We start from the raw sequence: 17,025 nt of genomic DNA, 5'->3' as shown, positions 1-17,025 counted from the left end.
AATTCATCAACCGGGAGCAGGCGGCAAGCTCGCCCACCGCCTCGACACCTCTCCCATCACCGCAAGCCCAAGCGGCCCTCCGCTCCCCCCGGTTCCCGCAATGCGGAATCGATATTTTCTATTGCGATAATGTGACCCAGCGCATACAGTTAATTCACCAAGCACGATTGGCACATATCTCGGAGTCAGAATTAACGCTCAGGAGCAGCCATGCAGAATTATTTCAGCACGGAGCACAGCATGAACCCGGACCACGGAACCCCGCTTCCGGTCCTGTCGTTCTCCGGCACGCCTGCCGAGTTCTACCTGAACTTCGGCATGCCGATCTACCCGTAGCGCGTTTCCCGCAGCCGTCGAACCTCCACGCGTTCAGACCCGCCGCGCACGCCTACCAATAGATCCCGCCGCCTGCCACCGTCCAGGCTTTCCGCCTCCCGGCCGCGGCCCCTGTTAAAGGATGTCCATCATGGCGCAGAACACGCCTCAAGCTTCGCCTGCCGTTCCGGCAGAATCCGGGCACGAGCGGTCGGGAATCGACCGCGCCAACCCCTATGAGCTCAGCCCCTCGCTCTACAACCAGGACCTCGCCCCGACCACCCGCTCCGGCCGCACCTGGAGCGCCTACAGCATCTTCACCCTGTGGGCCAACGACGTGCATTCGCTGGGCAACTACGCCTTCGCCATCGGGCTCTTCGCACTGGGCATGAGCGGCTGGCAGATCCTCGGAGCGCTGGGCATCGGCGCGGTCCTGCTCTTCGCGCTGCTGACCCTCTCCGGGTTCATGGGCGAGAAGACCGGCGTGCCGTTCCCGGTGATGAGCCGCATCGCCTTCGGCATCACCGGCGCCCAGATCCCGGCGCTGCTGCGCGGGGCCGTGGCCATCGCCTGGTTCGGCATCCAGACCTATCTGGCCTCCCAGGTGCTCTCCGTCATGGTCATCGCCATGGCGCCAGGCGCCGCGGGCCTCACCGAGACCAACTTCCTGGGCCTGAACTCGCTGGGCTGGATCTGCTTCGTGGCCCTGTGGGCCATCCAGCTGGTCATCGTCAGCTACGGCATGGAGATGATCCGCAAGTACGAGGCCTTCGCCGGGCCGATCATCCTGGTGACCTTCCTGGCGCTGGCCATCTGGATGCTCGTCGAATCGGGCTTCAACGTCTCGATGCACACCGGAACCCCGAAGTCCGGATTGGACATGTGGCTGGGCATGCTCGGCGCCGCCGCCCTATGGGTCTCCATCTACGGCACCTTCGTGCTGAACTTCTGCGATTTCACCCGCGGCGCACGCTCGAAGAAGGCCATCGTCAAGGGCAACTTCTTCGGCATCCCGATCAACATGTTGTTCTTCGGCGCCATCGTGGTCGTGCTGACCGGCACGCAGTTCTCCATCAACGGGGAAATCATCAGCTCGCCGTCCGACGTGGTCGAGGCGATCCCGAACACCTTCCTGCTGCTGCTGGCCTCCGGCGCACTGCTGGTGCTGACCATCGCGGTGAACTTGATGGCGAACTTCGTCGCGCCGACCTACGCACTGACCAACCTTTTCCCCAAGCACCTGAACTTCCGCAAGGCGGCGCTGATCTCCGGGGTGATCGGCTTGGTCATCCTGCCGTGGAACCTGTACAACTCCCCCGAGATCATCAACTACTTCCTGGGCGGCCTGGGCGCTCTGCTCGGCCCGCTGTTCGGCATCATCATGGCCGACTACTGGCTGGTGCGCCGCGCACGCATCAACGTCATGGACCTGTACCGCGCGGAGCCCGGGGGAACCTACTACTACACCCGTGGTTTCAACTACCGCGCGGTCGCCGCGCTGGCCATCAGCTCCATCATCGCGCTGCTGCTGGCCTTTGTCCCTGCCCTGCACGTGGTCGGCGCCTTCGCCTGGTTCCTGGGTTCCGGCGCCGGCGCGCTGGCCTACCTGCTGCTGGCCAAACGGCACCAGAACCTCGTCGACCTGGACGGCGAAGCCATCGCCGTCACCCCGAAGCACTAAGGAGCCGAACATGCGGATTCTCGTACTGAACGTGAACACCACCGCGTCCATGACCCGCGCGATCGGCGACTCCGCACGCCAGGTCGCCTCCCCCGGCACCGAAATCGTGGAGCTGACCCCGGACTTCGGCACCGACAGCTGCGAAGGCAACTTCGAAAGCTACCTGGCCGCGCTGGCCGTCATGGACAAGGTCGCGAACTACACCGAGCCCTTCGACGCGGTCATCCAAGCCGGCTACGGCGAGCACGGCCGCGAGGGCCTGCAGGAGCTGCTGGACGTTCCGGTCGTGGACATCACCGAAGCCGCCGCCTCCACCGCACAGTTCCTGGGCCACAAGTACTCGGTGGTCACCACCCTGGACCGGGCCGTGCCGCTGATCGAGGACCGGTTGAAGCTGGCCGGGCTGACCGACCGGCTGGCCTCGGTGCGCGCCAGCGGGTTGGGGGTGCTGGAATTGGAATCCGACCCGCAGCGCGCGGTGGCAGCGATCGTGGAGCAGTCCCGGGCCGCCGTGGAGCAGGACAAGGCCGAGGTCATCTGCCTGGGCTGCGGCGGCATGGCGGAGCTGGAGGAGCAGGTGGCCGCGGCCACGGGAGTACCTATCGTCGACGGGGTGCGCGCCGCGGTCACCATCGCCGAATCGCTGGTCCGGATGGGACTGAGCACCTCCAAGGTGCGCACCTACGCCCCGCCGCGTCCCAAGCAGATCACCGGCTGGCCGATCACCCGACAGCCGGCCGACGCGGGCACGCGCGCCTAGCAAACAAGGAGTCCCGGCCTAGTTGCCGCACAGCAACCCGCCATAGACTCGTAAGTACCTCATGAAGGTGCGAGTGATGACATGGAATTCCCCGCTGCTGATGCAGCGGGGATTTCCGTTTTAAGCCCAATCCGTCGAAAGCCGGCTCTGGCACCGGACCTGCTTCAGTCCGCAGGCAAGACGAAACCCCCGTGGAATTCACGGGGGTTACATGTCCTGCAGATTAGGGGGAGCGCTAGCTCCAGGCTTCCTCCATCGGGGTCTGCCCGTCGAAGAAGTTCGCCGTCTGGCGGATGAGCAGGCCCTTGTCGATCACCAGCGCAATCGCCTCGGCGACGTTCTCGCGCGAGGTATCGGCCGAGGCAGGGTCGCTGCCATCGATCTTGCCCGACTCGTCGGCGACATCGACCATGCCCGTCGCAGGGCCCAAGGTCAGCGTTCCGGGGCCGAGAATCGTATAGTCCAGGTCCGAGTCGCGCAGCGCTTCGTCCGCATCATGCTTGGCACGGGCGTAGGGGTAGAAGGAGTGCGCTGGATCGAGGTTGTCGACGTCGACCAAGGCGCGAGCGTAGGACACCATCACAAATCGCTTCACGCCGCTTTGCCGGGCCGCGCGGATCGCTCGGGTTGCCGCCTCGAAGTCCACCGCGTTGGTACGGCGGGGATCACCGCCCCCGGCCCCCGCGGAGAAGACGATCGCCTTCGCGCCGTCAAATACGGCGGCCAGCTCGTCCATCCCCGCACGTTCGATGTCGAGCAGCACGGGGTTGGCCGATGCGGCCTCGACATCCGAGGCATGCTCCGGATTCCGGATCAGCGCGTCGACTGCGAACCCCTTGGCCTTCAATTTGGGGGCAGCCAGCAATGCGATCTTGCCATGTCCGCCAAGGATGACTACTCGTGGTGATTCGGTCATGAACCGTCCCTTCCTAGTTGGTCTTCACTTCGCATAACCTCACGGTTCGCCCCACTATTCCATAGCCGCGAGCAGTGGAGGCCCGATCCGGACAGAACTCCCGGCTCCCGCTCGGACTTCAACCGGGCAGCCCCCATGAACGGTTGCTCCCTCCCTGCCCGGCTGGTTCAATGGCCGTAACCACCAAGGAGATTGCCATGGCACACAGATTCAAGGTCGGCGACCACGTCTCGTGGAATTCCGAGGCCGGTCGCGTTTCGGGCCGCATCACCGAAATCCACGAGCAGGACTTCGACTACAAGGGGCATACCCGCCGGGCGTCCCCGGACGATCCGCAATACGAAATCAAGAGCGACAAGACCGATCACATCGCGGCGCACAAGGGCCAGGCGCTCAGGCTGCTCAAGGACGACTAGACCATGGCCGACCCGACGATCCTGACCATCGGCCATTCGACACGCAGCATCGAGCAGTTCGTCGAACTGCTGCGAGCCAACGAGGTGCAGACCGTAATCGACGTACGCAAGCTGCGCGGTTCGAACAGATACCCTCAGTTCAACGCCGATGCCCTGCATGCCTCGCTGGCGGAATACGGCATCGGGCTACGCGCCGATCCGGCATTGGAGGGACGGCGCCCGGTGAGCGCAACGGTGCCGTTCGAGACCAATGCCTGGTGGGAGAATCGGAGCTTCCACAACTACGCGGATCATGCGCTGGGCCGGGAATTCGCCGCCGCCGCGCAGAACCTGGTGGCTCAGGCCGAGCAGGAGCGCCTGGCGCTGATGTGTTCCGAGGCCGTGTGGTGGCGCTGCCACCGGCGCATCATCGCCGACCACCTGATGGCCCGTGGCGCCAGGGTGCTGCATATCGTCGAGTCGGTTTCGGAAGCTGAACTCACCCCGGGCGCGGTGATCGATCCGGGGCACCGGGTGACCTACCCTAAGCGGTGAGCATCTCTCCCCACTCGTCGGCCAGCATCGCGTAGACCACGCCGTCCATCCATTCGCCGTTGCGGTGCAGCCCGTTGCGGCGATTGTAGGACTCGCGGCGCATTCCGACGCGTTCCATGAGTTTCCACGACCGATCGTTGGCCGCGAAGCTCTCTGCGATCACGCGGCGCAGCCCCAGCGCGCCGAAGCCCAGCTCCAGCACCGCCCGAACCGCCTCGGTGGCATAGCCTTTCCCGGCGTAGGCCGGGTCAAAACTCCAACCGATCTCTGCTTCAACGCTTCTGGCCTGGTCCAGAATTTCGCTCTGGCCCCAGCCGTCATGCACCTTGAGCATGACGGTGCCGATCAGCACCTTGTTGCCTTCGTCCCCCTCGATCTCCACCGCGACATCGCGGTGGATCCGGCCCTCTGAGAGGAAATGTTCCCGATACTCCCCGAAGGTCGCAGGAGCCGCGGTGATCCATTCGGTGACTTCGGGAAGCTGGCGATACCGCCATGTGGCTTCAAGATCCTCGGATTCGAGCCTGCGCAGGCACAAGCGCTCGGTTGCCACGGGCCAGGCCACTTTATTCAGGGAATCTTCCATAGCAAGAAGCCTAATCCATGGGCCGATCCGGCCGGTATCGCCCGCGACCAGGCCCGGTGCGCGCAACCGCAAGTCACAAATAGCCAACTTTTCCGGTGGCAATTATCAACCAATCACCTTAGGTCCATCTACCAAAGCCCGGAAATCCGCGGATTTTGACTCAGATTAGCCAATACGAACCTACTTTATGTGTCCCACACAACAGGACAACGGCTTAACGTATTTACTACAGCTAAGGCTAAGCTAATACTTAGATCACTTGTTCCAGCAACCGCGACGGTTGCATCGACACGAAGGAAACCATGGCCTCCATGAAGCTTCGCGCAGCAGCCTTGCTGAGCATCGCAGCCCTGTCCCTGACCGCCTGCGGTTCAACCACTTCGGCCGCTTCCGGCGACACCGACAGCGCAGCCAAGACCGTCACCATCACGGATAACGAGGGCGAGAAGAGTGTCGCCACTCCGCCGGCGTCCGTCGTCGCCACCGACAACCGCACCTTCGAAACCCTGTCCGACTGGGGCGTGGAGCTGAAGGCCGGCGCCGTTGCGCTGATGCCTGACACCATCGCCTACACCAAGGACGAGAAGATCGTCGACCTGGGCAGCCACCGCGAGCCGAACCTGGAAGCGGTCGTCGCAGTCCAGCCCGACCTGATCATCAACGGCCAGCGCTTCACCCAGCACGCCGACAAGCTCAAGGAACTGGCGCCGAAGGCCACCGTGGTGAACCTGGATCCGCGCGACGGCGAGCCGCTGGACACCGAGCTGGAGCGTCAGACCACCGTGCTGGGCGAGATCTTCGGCAAGCAGGACGAAGCTGCCAAGCTGGTCGCCGACCTCCAGGCCGCCGAGAAGCGCGTCACCGACGCCTACAACCCTGAAGACACCGTGATGGGCCTGATCACCTCCGGCGGCGAGTTCGGCTACTCCGCTCCGGGCACCGGCCGCACCGTCGGCCCGCTGTTCGACGTGCTGGGCCTGACCCCGGCGCTGAAGCTGGACGACTCCTCCACCGACCACGAAGGCGACGACGTCTCCGTGGAGGCCATCGCCAAGTCCAACCCGGACTGGATCATCCTGATGGACCGCGACGCGGCCGTCGAGGCGGACGCCGAAGGCTACAAGCCGGCCAAGGAACTGCTGGAGAACTCCGAGGCGCTGAAGAACGTCACCGCCGCCAAGGAAGGCCACGTCGTCATCATGCCGGCGGACACCTACACCAACGAAGGCATCCAGACCTACACCGAATTCCTCAACGAATTCGCTGACGCCCTGGAAGCGGCGAAGTAATCACACCGCGCATCACAGCGTAGAAGTGGCGGGACCGAACACGGTCCCGCCGCTTTGCACCATCACCACACATTCATCGGCGGCCTCATGACTACCACGTTGTCCACACCCCGCACCAAGGGCAGGCTCTTCAGCTGGCAGCTGCTCCTGGGCATCATCGGTGTGCTCATCCTCCTGGCGTTCTCCCTGTTCACCGGCGTCTACGACATCTTCGGCGCCCAGGACGGCGCAGAGATGTTCGCCATCACCCGTATTCCGCGCACCATCGCACTGGTGCTGGCCGGGGCGGCGATGGCGATGAGCGGGCTGGTCATGCAGCTGCTGACGCAGAACCGGTTCGTCGAGCCGACGACCACCGGCACCACCGAATGGGCGGGCCTGGGCCTGCTGGTGATGCTGGTGCTGTTCCCGCAGGCATCCATCCTGTCCAAGATGGCTGTGGCGATCCTCTTCGCCTTCGCCGGCACCATGCTCTTTTTCCTCTTCCTGCGCCGCGTCTCGCTGAAGGCCTCGCTGACCGTCCCGATCGTGGGCATCATGCTGGGCTCGGTGGTCGGGGCGTTTTCCACGTTCCTGGCGCTGACCACCGACAAGCTGCAGTCGCTGGGCATCTGGCTGGCCGGCTCGTTCACCTCGGTGATCCGCGGGCAGTACGAGGTGCTGTGGATCGTTGCAGCCGTGGCCTTGGCGATCTTCATCGTCGCGGACCGCTTCACCGTGGCCGGCCTGGGCGAGGAGATCGCCACCAACGTGGGCCTGAACTACCGCAACGTGATGCTGTTGGGCACCGCGCTGATCGCGGTGGCCACCGGTGTGGTGACCGTGGTGATCGGCAACCTGCCGTTCCTGGGGCTGATCGTGCCGAACCTCGTGTCCATGGTGCGCGGCGACGACCTGCGCAGCAACCTGCCGTGGGTGTGCCTGCTGGGCATCGCGATCACCACCGTGTGCGACCTCGTGGGCCGTACCATCATCATGCCGTTCGAGATCCCGGTGTCGTTGATCCTGGGTGTGGTCGGCGCCGTGGTCTTCATCTTCATGCTTCTAAGGCAGCGCAAACGTGGCTAATCTGATTTCACTGCCGGAACTCGCCGGACACCACTCCTCCCGGGCCTCCGGCGCGATGCCCACCCCCAAGGTGCGCAAGCGCTACTGGATTACCCTGGGCATCATGATCATGCTCGCGCTGCTCTTCGGCTTCGGGCTGCTGGCGTGGGACAACCCCATGCCGGTGGGCACCGAGGGATTCTGGATCATCGCGAAGATGCGGGCCGGAAGCATCCTGACCATGGCCGTGGTCGCCGCCTGCCAGGCGATCGCCACCGTCTCCTTCCAGACCGTGACCAACAACCGCCTGCTCACCCCGTCCATCATGGGCTTCGAGGCGCTGTACCGGGTGGTGCAAACCGGCGCGGTGTTCTTCCTGGGCATCGCCGGCATCACCTTCTTCACCGGCATCGGCCAGTTCGCGCTGCAGGTGGGCATCATGGTGGCGCTGTCCGTGGCGCTGTACGGGTGGCTGCTCTCCGGCAAGCTGGGCAACATCCAGATCATGCTGCTGGTGGGCATCATCATCGGCACCGGGCTGGGCTCGGTGGCCACGTTCATGCAGCGCATGCTCACCCCCAGCGAGTTCGACGTGCTCACCGCGCGGCTGTTCGGCTCGATGACCAACGCCGACATGAGCTACATGCCGCTGGCCATCCCGCTGATGCTCGTCGCCGGCGGCTACCTGGTGGCCAGCTCCAAGAAGCTGAACATCCTGGCGCTGGGCAAGGAAACCACCATCAACCTGGGGATCAACCACCGCCGCGAGGTGATGCTCACGCTGTTCTTCGTCTCAATCCTGATGGCCGTGAGCACCGCGCTGGTCGGCCCGCTGACCTTCTTGGGCTTCCTGGTCGCGACCCTGGCCTACCAGCTGGCCGACACCTACGACCACCGCTTCATCTACCCGATGGCGTTCCTTGCCGGCTTCGTGGTGCTGGCCGGGTCCTACTTCATCATGAAGAACGTCTTCTACGCCCAGGGCGTGGTCGGCATCATCATCGAAGCCGTCGGCGGCATTACATTCCTCATCTTCATCCTGCGAAAGGGCCGGCTGTGATCACCCTCAACGACGTCCAGAAGAAGTACTCCTCCGAAGTCTCGATCGGCCCGGTGACCCTGCAGATCCCCTCCGGCGGCATCACCGCGCTGGTGGGCCCGAACGGCGCAGGCAAGTCCACCATGCTGACCATGGTCGGGCGCCTGCTGGGCATCGATTCGGGCAGCATCGAGGTGGCCGGCTACGACGTGTCCAAGACCAATTCCAAGGATCTGGCGAAGATTGTCTCGATCCTGCGTCAGGAGAACCACTTCGTCACCCGCTTGACCGTGCGCCAGCTGGTGGGCTTCGGCCGCTACCCGCACTCCAAGGGCCGGCTGACCACGGCGGACGAGGAAATCATCTCCCGCTCGATCGACTTCCTGGACCTCTCCGAGCTGGAAGGCCGCTACCTGGACGAGCTCTCCGGCGGGCAGCGCCAGCGCGCCTACGTGGCGATGGTGCTCGCGCAGGACACCGACACCGTGCTGCTGGACGAGCCGCTGAACAACTTGGACATGAAGCATTCGGTCATCATGATGCGCCACCTCAAGCGCGCCGCCGCGGAACTGAACCGCACCATCGTGATCGTGCTGCACGACATCAACTTCGCCGGGCACTACGCGGACTACATCTGCGCGATGAAGCAGGGCAAGGTCGTCGAGTTCGGCACCCCGGAGCGCATCATGTGCGACGAGATCCTCACAGACGTGTTCGAAACTCCGGTGCGCGTGATCGCCGGCCCGGAAGGCCCGCTGGCGGTGTACTACTAGCCGGTTGCCGGCTCAGTCCTCCAGTAATTGTCGCTGGCGTTCAATGAGAATGGCCATCCCGAGTACGGTAAACGCGATGCACCAACGCTGCGGCGCATAAATAATCCCCTTGGAAATCAGCGAAGCCCTTAACGGTGCCAACGCCTGTGCAGATTTTCCCAGACGTTGAGCGATGTCCGCGCTTCGTGAGCCGTCGTCTCCGTCGACAGCCATGGCCTTCACATACTCACGTTCCGCCGGGGTGACGCGTTCCCAGCGCGCTGGGATCCGGGTAATTTCGCGGATCCCAGCGATATCCCTAACGTAATTCCAGATTAGAGCCGTATGGGTTCGTCTCCATGCCCAGGAGCCGTGCCGAAGACAAGTGCGAATTCACACGGGTGTCTCGGAACCCGGTTCCGGAATACCGAACTTGGCTAACGGCCTATGGCGGCTGCCATTTCATTCGGGACGCCGTCGAGTGTGACACTCGCAGTCTTTTCGCCCGTCGCAAGGTTCACCGCATGGACTTGCTTGTTCTGCGGATCAGCCACATAGGCCGTGTCTCCGTTCACTGTCAACGCCGGGTGCGCGTCCTGCCAATTCTTCGGCCCTTCCCACGGACCGATCACAGGATATTGCCCGGTGACTTTTCCAGAGGCCGGATCCAAGACATGGATCGAACCATCGGTCGCGAGGATATATGCGCGATCCTGCGGGCCACGAACCACTCCTCTCCACGTGTATTTGAGGTCCCCCGGCAGGTCGAGGACCTTGTAACTGTGCTTTTCGGTATCGATCAACGCCACCTTCTCCAGCAGGTGCCCCTCATCGTCCGGGTCGTTTTTGTAATCGCCGACAATCAACGGGCTGGATTCGGAGACGAACGCGTTGCCCATGCGTCCGTACTTATCTGGCGCGGTGAACTTGTCGAAGTGTCCATCGTGATAGAGCAACGCCCCGTCTTCGCAGCCGAAGACCACTGCTTCGCCGGCGGCAGTGCCTTCTCCGTGCACGCCTGGACAATTCTCGCTGCGAGCGATTTCATTCCCCTGTTCGTCGAGCGCCTTGGCTCCGCTACGTGATTCCGCGGTGCCCACCGTTGTCACCAACGTGCCGTCCGAGAGTTTGACTGACACCCCATGATGCGCTTCCTGTCCTGCCACGACGTTGGTTTGGGGCAAATCATTCCCGCTGCGTGCAAGACTAGACGATTCGAAAATCGTTGTGTCTCCGGTGCCATCGTCAAACAGGATGGTCTTTCCATCGTGGCGCACCACGTGCCCCGGTGCTTTCGCGGCGAAGGTCGCTTGGCGCAATTCCGGAGTCTTGGTGTCGAGCACCTGGAATCCTTTTGAGGTCGTCACAAGCACGCTGCGTCCGTCCCCGGCCGCATTCAAGCGCGTAAATGCCTCGCTGTCGAAGCTTTGCCTGACTTCCAGGCTTTTGCCGTCGAGTACAGCGATGCCGTTTTCATAGGAGACCGCCAGCGCAGCGGAACCAGCTGTTTCTTCTGGCTCCGCGGAAGTCTTGGAGGCCGCGTCGCTGGTTGACGCGCACGCGCTGGCGGCCAGCGCAAGCACCGCCAGCGAGGAAAGCATGCCGAAAGATCGGCGGTATGTCTTGTACATATGGTTCTTACCTTTCTTGTGTGCGGTTCAGGAGCACTGGTACGTTCCTGAACACTTTTTTCGTTCAGTGGGCTCTTCAGCCGAGCCCGCGGGTGATACGTTCGGTGTTCGTTGCCATCATTTCCAGATAGTTGGAGGCACCCTGCCCGGGCTCGGTCAGGGATTCGGTGAACAACTCGATGACCTCGACCTGGACTTCGGTTTCCCTGGCGAGAGCTTGAACCAGCCGATCCGGTTGTGAGGAGTCAGCGAAGATCGCCGGGACCTGTGCCTTGCGGATCGCATCCGCCAGGTCTTTCAGATCAGCGGCACTTGGCGAAGCGAGCGTGGTACCACCAGGAATCACGGCACCGATCACGCGGAAATCGAAGCGTTCGGCAAGGTACCCGAAAACGTGGTGGTTGGTCACCAGCGCACGGCGTTCGGAGGGGATCAGCGCAAAGGAATCGGACATTCGCAGATCTAGCTGCACCACTTGCTCGCGGAACGACGCAGATGCACGTTCCAATTGCTGCTGGTCCACACCATCGACGGCGCGTAATTCTGTTGTCAGGGCGTCAATGACGTCGAGCATCCGAGCAGGATCCGTCCAGAAATGGGGATCGGGTGTGTTATTGCCCGCTTCGGAGTCATAGGCGATTGGCTCCAGGTGATCCCCCGCCACAAATCGCCGCGTTCCCGAGGCAGCAGCTGATTCAAGGTGCTGCTCCAGCCCTTCTTCAAGTCCCATTCCATTCGATACCAGCAGATCGGCGTGCGATAACTCCGAAGCTTCGCGCGCAGAAATTTCGAATGAATGGGGATCTGCATTCGGCTTCATCAAGGTGCTTACCTCAGCGGCGCCCCCAACCAAGTTTTTGGTTACGTCGCCGAGAATATTGGTGGTGACCACAATGCGCGCAGTGCCATCCGCCGTGCTCTCGGGAACACAACCTGACAACAGGAAGCTGGCCAGCACCATGGCGAAGGCGCCGAATGTACGAATATTGCTTTTTTTCATCGTCCGGTCACCGCCATGAAAACCGGTTTGGCAGCAGTGTCAATCTTCCTGGCAATGCGTGCCCCATCGGCAAAGGCAATCTCATGCACGGTTCCGGCCGCCGGATCATTGACGTAGGCTCGCTGTTGGTCCGTCACCAATTCGACACCGGCGAGCGATTCCTGATCTTCGAGGGATTTGGCCAGCAATGGCTTGGAGACGTCGGGTCGGTCATTGCTGTTGAGCTTCTGAACGTGGATACGTCCCGACGTATCCACTGCGAGTACGTGCCCTTCCTTGTCGTCTACCGCGCTCACCTTCAGCAGCGGAACATCGGCCAGAATACGCCGCCATGTTCCTTCGCGCACGTCAAGCACCCATGCGCCATGATTACCGGCCACTGCGGCGACACTGGTGCGTCCCTTGCGCCCGCCGAAACGCTCTGCCCGATCTTCCGCCTTGGTCCCCTTGGGGTAGGAGATGCGCTGGTAGTGCGGTGCGCCGCCGCTGGCCTCGTCCACGGTGGCGACCAGGGCACCCCCGGCGCAGCCGATGACCAATCCCGCAGGCGTGTTGGCAGATCCGCTGGCGTCTTCGCACTCCGTTTCAGTTCCAGGGACAGGCTGTCCCGAGGCTCCGATGAACTGGACTGCCGATGATGTGCCGTTGTCGCCGGCGACCGTAACCAGTGCTCCGTCGCCCAGCGGCGCAACAAGACCCTTGTGTACGCCCGCGTCGACCTCGAAAACGGACTTCAGGCGCCCTTCGGCAAGTTCCGCGTTATCCAACAGCACGGCTTTTCCAGTGTCTCGGAAGAAAACACCCGTGCCGCCAGCGGTGGACAACGCCGATCCGGTGACCGTTGCTTGTGCTCCCCCTTGCAGTGTTCCCACGCTTCGAGGCGCGGCCCGGTAATAGTGGAAATGGTCTCCATGAGCCCAGCTCCACATCCCGCTGTCGATGATCGACAGCCCGTCGAGAGTCGAGGCGAAGACGTATCGTCCGTCGCTGGCGAGTGCGGTTGGTACACCGAGAGTTTCCAAACGAGATTCCGTGCCATCCAGCAAATCGGTAGTACTCGCGTGCCCCATGGCATCAACGGCAACGACGTGCAGCGGTGCTTCGGTGCTCTCTTGGGCCCCCTGTACCGTGCCATGCATGGAATCATCGGGGTAGCTCGCACCCGTCACTGGTTCAGCTGGTGGGGGTTGTTCTGTGGACACAACGCAGCCAGTCAGCGAAGCTAGGGCTACTGCCGTCACGGCGAAGGATGCAAAGACGCGATTCATGTCGTTCTTTCGAATTCGGGAATGGATAGTTCAGAAGCTGCACGAGGTTCAAGATTCGTGGCGCGCAGCCGTTTGGCCGCAATTCGGCAGAAGGCCGACAACCCGGCGATGAGGATCGCGCTACCTGCAATCGTGGCCCCCGCAGCGGTGCCGAAGTACCACGACATCAACAGGCCGCCTACAACGGAAACGGCACCGAAAATGGCGGCCAAGCACATGGTGGTGTGGATGCGAGTAGACCAGCGGTTTGCTGCCACCACGGGAGCCAGCAGCAGTCCGACCACCAAAAGTGTTCCCACAGCTTGGAAAGACGCCGTAACCGCCAACGTCACCAAGCCCACCAAGACCACCTGCGTCAGCCGAGGTCGCAGTCCCAACGTGGTAGCAATGCGCTCGTCGAAGGCCGTAGCGGTGAAATTGCGGTGGAACTTCACTGCGATGAACAGCGCGATACCCAGCCCTGCACACAAAATCAGCAGGTCCGTGTCCTTAAGGGCGAGAATGTCGCCGAAAAGCATGGTTGTCGCGTCCGTGGCGACGCTACGCGAGTGGGAAACCACGATGACACCAATCGAGAGCATTGCCACGAACAACAGACCGATACTCGTGTCGAAAGACATCCGCCCCCGTCGTTGCAGTACCCCGATGGCGGCACTCATCGCCGCAGCGCTGACAGCGGCTCCGAGAATCAGCGGCAGCCCGAATACCGTAGCCAGGGCAACCCCGGGAAGCATTCCATGGCCCAAGGCTTCTCCGAGGAAAGCCATTCCCCGGATCACCACCCAGGTCCCAGCGATGGCGCAAATCGTGGCTGCTAAGGTTCCACCTATTACCGCTCGAAGCATGAAGTCTGTCTGCAGAGGCTCAATCAACACAGCAAGAAACTTATCGTTAATGAGAATCATTAGCAATTTGATAGGGTGGGAACATGGATGACCTGCCTACAATCACCGCAGAAAAACTATGTTTTTCCTACGCCGATACAGACGTCTTGCATGACGTCACCCTCCAGTTAACTCCGGGGAGCATCCTGGGGATTGTCGGCCCGAACGGATCGGGCAAGTCGACACTGATTTCTCTGCTCGCCGGCCTGCGGCGGCCACAGCGTGGCGACATCCAATGGCGAGGAGCAGTGGCATTGGTCGTACAAAGCAGCCAAGCCCCCGACTCACTGCCCCTGACCGTGGGTGACGTGGTCCGCATGGGCACTTGGCGCTGCCGCATACCGCGCCGTCTAGCGGATAAGCGCGCTGCCACGGCAATGCACCGCGTAGGAATGCAAGGACTCGAAGACCGACCATTCAATGCGATTTCCGGGGGCCAGCGCCAACGCACCCTGCTGGCCCAGGCATTAGCCCAGAACGCCCCTACGCTGATCTTGGACGAACCGACGACCGGGCTGGACAAAGAAAGCCGTCGCCGGATCTACCAAGCAGTGATCGAAGAGGCTGCAATGGGCCGGGCTGTCGCTCTGGTAAGCCACGATAGTCACGGGTTGGCGATCTGTGATCGGGTCATGCTTCTGGAAGCTGGTCGCATCGTCTCCGATACGATGACCGCACCTGCCGAGACCGATATCTAGATGGTTTCCGCAGCGTCAGGACGGGCGGCCCAACCGAGATCACGCCGCACCTGCAGCGCGCCTCGACATATTCAGATTCGGGAACAATCCGTCATCGCCAGCCTGCTTTCTACCGAACGCTCCGGGCTTGCCAGCGGCTTGCCCCTGCCGGCCCAAACACTCTCCGTCATCCGGGGTGCGTCCGCGCAATCCGCACTAAACGTCGGCGGGACCCCATGCGCCCGGGCTGGATAGGATAGTGCGCAGGCATTGGGCCTACTCGACCGGGCAATCGCGGTCGGCCGACGGGTGAAGGGCTGCCGATGGACGGGAACGATTCCCTGCTGAATACCGGGATGGGCATGTGGATCATGCTGGCCCTGCTCGCCGCGGCGAGCGCCGTGGTGGCCAGCCGCTTCCTGATGCTTCCGGCCCGGGCCATTCTGTTGGCCGTGGTGCGCGCGCTCACGCAGATGATCCTGGTGGCCCTGCTGATTTCCCAGGTCTCTCGTTCCACGGCGCTGACCGCGGCGTTTTTGGTGCTGATGTTCGCGATCGCGACGCTGACCTCCACCCGGCGCATCGGGACGCTTTCCTGGTGGGTCCCGGCGGCCGCAATGGCCGGAGGCGTGCTGCCGGTGCTCGCGCTGATGCTCGCCTTCGGGGTACTGCCCTTGTCGCCGCTGGCCATGATCGCAGTTGCTGGCCAGCTGATCGGCGGGGCGATGAGCGCGGTGAACCTCGCTGGGCGACGGCTGCACCAGGAATTGGAACAGCGCACCGGGGAGGTCGAAGCCGCGCTGGCCCTGGGTTTCGGGATGCGGGACGCGCGCAGCCTGGTCGCCAGGCCGGTGGCCGCGGAGGCCTTGCTGCCGGGGCTGGACCAGACCCGTACCGTGGGCACGGTGACCCTACCCGGCGCGTTCGTCGGGCTGGTGCTGGGCGGGGCGAGCCCGCTGGAAGCCGGGCTTGTGCAGCTGATTGTGCTGGTGAACCTGATGGCGGTTCAGGCTGTGGCGGTGAGCCTGCTGGCAGAACTCATCGACCGGCGGGTCGGCGTGCGCGCAGCACCGGCGAGCAGAGCAGCACGAGCAACCCGGCGATCGGCACCACCAGCAGGCCAGCGCGCAGCGAGAACGTCTGCGCGATGAATCCCACCAGCGGCGGGGAGAGCAGGAAGCCCAGCCGCATCAGCCAGGAGACGATGCTCAGCCCGGTGCCCGGAGCCAGCCCCGGGATCCTGTCGGCCTGCTCCATGGCCGCCGGCACCAGCGTGGCCACCCCGAACCCGGCGGCGGCGAAGCCCAGCAGGCTGCCGGGAATGCTCGGGAAGGCCAACGCCAGGCCCATGCCGACGGCCACCAGCACCGCCCCGAGCTGAGCGATGAGCCGCTGGCCGAAACGATGCACCAGGCCATCGCCCAGGATGCGGCCGATGAACTGGGCCCCGACCAGCGCAATGTAGCCCGAGGCGGCCAGCGCGGACGGCGCGCCCAGCGACCCCAGATACAGCGTGGCCCAGGTGTTGCCCGCGTCCTCCACCATGATGCCGGCCGAGGCGATCAGCACCAGCGCCGCGATGACCACGGTGACCCGCGAACGCGAGGCCGCCGGCACGGGCTCGGTCGCGGCGGACTGCTCCCCGACCGGCTCGACGGGACCGCGCGCCGGCAGGCAGAATCTGAACGCGGTCAGCGCCACGGCGGCGAAGAGCAGCCAGGAGATCGTGAAATGCGCGGCCAGCGGCAGGCCCAGGGCCATGGCGCCGGCCGCCATGAAGCCGCCGAGCACCGCGCCGACTGACCACAGCGCGTGGAAGGAGTTCAGGATCGGGCGCCCGTAGCGGCGCTGCACTTCAAGTCCGTGCGCGTTTTGCGCCACGTCGGTGATCGTGTCCATGGCCCCGCCGACAACGAAGGCCGCCGCCACCAGGGCCAGGCTTCCGGCCGAACCGGCGCCCAGCACCGCCAGGCCCGTGGCCAGGGTGCCGAACACCGCGACCGCCGCCGACCCGAAACGCCGGATCAGCGACCCGGCGGCCAGCCCTGCGATGATCGCTCCCACCGGCCACGCGGTGACCAGCAGGCCGTAGGCACCGGCTTCCAGGCCCAGCTGCTCCTTGAACTCGGGCAGCCGCGGAGCCATGTTGGCGAACAGCGCCCCGTTGGTCAGGAACAGCGCGGCGACGGCCCCGCGGGCGCGGCGGTTCTCGATGGTGGGAAGCATGGGC

The 17,025-nt window shown here is 63.6% G+C and carries 19 protein-coding genes; 11 read left to right on the top strand and 8 right to left on the bottom strand.

Annotated elements, in window-relative coordinates; all coding sequences use genetic code 11:
• The first annotated feature begins 210 nt into the window (after window positions 1–210).
• From IEY43_RS18340 to IEY43_RS08325, 3 genes are all read left to right on the top strand, one after another.
• Complete coding sequence (locus IEY43_RS18340; RefSeq protein ID WP_268240058.1) at window positions 211–336, top strand: hypothetical protein; 126 nt, start codon at window positions 211–213, stop codon at window positions 334–336.
• Window positions 337–466: 130 nt separating this feature from the next.
• A complete protein-coding gene (locus IEY43_RS08330; protein WP_308425049.1) occupies window positions 467–1,996 on the top strand; it encodes an NCS1 family nucleobase:cation symporter-1 in 1,530 nt (509 codons plus the stop codon).
• Between the two features lie 10 nt (window positions 1,997–2,006).
• On the top strand, window positions 2,007–2,756 hold the full coding sequence (locus IEY43_RS08325) for an aspartate/glutamate racemase family protein (RefSeq protein WP_188948126.1): 750 nt from the start codon (window positions 2,007–2,009) through the stop codon (window positions 2,754–2,756).
• Between the two features lie 235 nt (window positions 2,757–2,991).
• Here IEY43_RS08325 and IEY43_RS08320 read toward each other — a convergent pair whose 3' ends face one another.
• A complete protein-coding gene (locus IEY43_RS08320; RefSeq protein ID WP_188948125.1) occupies window positions 2,992–3,672 on the bottom strand; it encodes an NAD(P)H-binding protein in 681 nt (226 codons plus the stop codon).
• Between the two features lie 197 nt (window positions 3,673–3,869).
• Here IEY43_RS08320 and IEY43_RS08315 point away from each other — a divergent pair, with 197 nt between their 5' ends.
• Both IEY43_RS08315 and IEY43_RS08310 read left to right on the top strand, forming a co-directional pair.
• On the top strand, window positions 3,870–4,088 hold the full coding sequence (locus IEY43_RS08315; RefSeq protein WP_188948124.1) for a hypervirulence associated TUDOR domain-containing protein: 219 nt from the start codon (window positions 3,870–3,872) through the stop codon (window positions 4,086–4,088).
• A 3-nt stretch (window positions 4,089–4,091) separates the two neighbouring features.
• Window positions 4,092–4,622 (top strand): DUF488 domain-containing protein, encoded by a 531-nt coding sequence (locus IEY43_RS08310; protein WP_188948123.1) that lies wholly within the window; start codon window positions 4,092–4,094, stop codon window positions 4,620–4,622.
• On the opposite strand, the gene IEY43_RS08305 is transcribed toward IEY43_RS08310, so the two are convergent.
• A complete protein-coding gene (locus IEY43_RS08305) occupies window positions 4,612–5,175 on the bottom strand; it encodes a GNAT family N-acetyltransferase (protein ID WP_229777324.1) in 564 nt (187 codons plus the stop codon). The genes IEY43_RS08310 and IEY43_RS08305 overlap by 11 nt on opposite strands.
• A 335-nt stretch (window positions 5,176–5,510) precedes the next feature.
• Between IEY43_RS08305 and IEY43_RS08300 the strand changes: the two genes are divergently transcribed.
• From IEY43_RS08300 to IEY43_RS08285, 4 genes are all read left to right on the top strand, one after another.
• Entirely contained in the window at window positions 5,511–6,497 is a 987-nt protein-coding gene (locus IEY43_RS08300; RefSeq protein ID WP_188948121.1) for a siderophore ABC transporter substrate-binding protein, read from the top strand.
• 87 nt (window positions 6,498–6,584) lie between these two features.
• The gene (locus IEY43_RS08295) at window positions 6,585–7,565 is read left to right on the top strand and encodes an ABC transporter permease (protein WP_188948120.1); all 981 of its coding nucleotides are present in this window, start codon (window positions 6,585–6,587) and stop codon (window positions 7,563–7,565) included.
• A 55-nt stretch (window positions 7,566–7,620) separates the two neighbouring features.
• The gene (locus tag IEY43_RS08290) at window positions 7,621–8,604 is read left to right on the top strand and encodes an iron chelate uptake ABC transporter family permease subunit (protein ID WP_188948172.1); all 984 of its coding nucleotides are present in this window, start codon (window positions 7,621–7,623) and stop codon (window positions 8,602–8,604) included.
• The gene (locus IEY43_RS08285; RefSeq protein WP_188948119.1) at window positions 8,601–9,356 is read left to right on the top strand and encodes an iron ABC transporter ATP-binding protein; all 756 of its coding nucleotides are present in this window, start codon (window positions 8,601–8,603) and stop codon (window positions 9,354–9,356) included. Before IEY43_RS08290 ends, IEY43_RS08285 begins: the two co-directional genes overlap by 4 nt.
• A gap of 12 nt (window positions 9,357–9,368) precedes the next feature.
• On the opposite strand, the gene IEY43_RS08280 is transcribed toward IEY43_RS08285, so the two are convergent.
• From IEY43_RS08280 to aztB, 5 genes are all read right to left on the bottom strand, one after another.
• A complete protein-coding gene (locus tag IEY43_RS08280) occupies window positions 9,369–9,623 on the bottom strand; it encodes a DUF8462 domain-containing protein (protein ID WP_508614596.1) in 255 nt (84 codons plus the stop codon).
• 149 nt (window positions 9,624–9,772) lie between these two features.
• Complete coding sequence (aztD, locus tag IEY43_RS08275) at window positions 9,773–10,966, bottom strand: zinc metallochaperone AztD (protein ID WP_188948117.1); 1,194 nt, start codon at window positions 10,964–10,966, stop codon at window positions 9,773–9,775.
• Window positions 10,967–11,042: 76 nt separating this feature from the next.
• Window positions 11,043–11,966 (bottom strand): zinc ABC transporter substrate-binding protein AztC, encoded by a 924-nt coding sequence (gene aztC, locus IEY43_RS08270; RefSeq protein ID WP_229777323.1) that lies wholly within the window; start codon window positions 11,964–11,966, stop codon window positions 11,043–11,045.
• Window positions 11,963–13,105 (bottom strand): ABC transporter, encoded by a 1,143-nt coding sequence (locus IEY43_RS08265; protein ID WP_188948116.1) that lies wholly within the window; start codon window positions 13,103–13,105, stop codon window positions 11,963–11,965. Before IEY43_RS08265 ends, aztC begins: the two co-directional genes overlap by 4 nt.
• A 125-nt stretch (window positions 13,106–13,230) precedes the next feature.
• On the bottom strand, window positions 13,231–14,139 hold the full coding sequence (aztB, locus tag IEY43_RS08260) for a zinc ABC transporter permease AztB (RefSeq protein ID WP_188948115.1): 909 nt from the start codon (window positions 14,137–14,139) through the stop codon (window positions 13,231–13,233).
• Window positions 14,140–14,162: 23 nt separating this feature from the next.
• Here aztB and IEY43_RS08255 point away from each other — a divergent pair, with 23 nt between their 5' ends.
• Window positions 14,163–14,816, top strand: a complete 654-nt coding sequence (locus tag IEY43_RS08255) for a metal ABC transporter ATP-binding protein (protein WP_188948114.1) — start codon at window positions 14,163–14,165, stop codon at window positions 14,814–14,816.
• 302 nt (window positions 14,817–15,118) lie between these two features.
• Window positions 15,119–15,946: an ABC transporter permease gene (locus tag IEY43_RS08250; protein ID WP_188948113.1), complete on the top strand. Its 828-nt coding sequence runs from the start codon at window positions 15,119–15,121 to the stop codon at window positions 15,944–15,946.
• Here the strand turns inward: IEY43_RS08250 and IEY43_RS08245 are convergent.
• Window positions 15,834–17,021, bottom strand: coding sequence for an MFS transporter (locus IEY43_RS08245; RefSeq protein ID WP_188948112.1), 1,188 nt, complete (start codon window positions 17,019–17,021; stop codon window positions 15,834–15,836). The two genes, IEY43_RS08250 and IEY43_RS08245, sit on opposite strands and share 113 nt — an antisense overlap.
• Window positions 17,022–17,025: the final 4 nt, after the last annotated feature.

The organism is Glutamicibacter protophormiae, assembly GCF_014647495.1.
GTDB classification, from domain to species: Bacteria; Actinomycetota; Actinomycetes; order Actinomycetales; family Micrococcaceae; genus Glutamicibacter; species Glutamicibacter protophormiae.
Note: the sequence above shows the minus strand (reverse complement) of the source record. Positions and strands in the feature narration are given on the sequence as shown.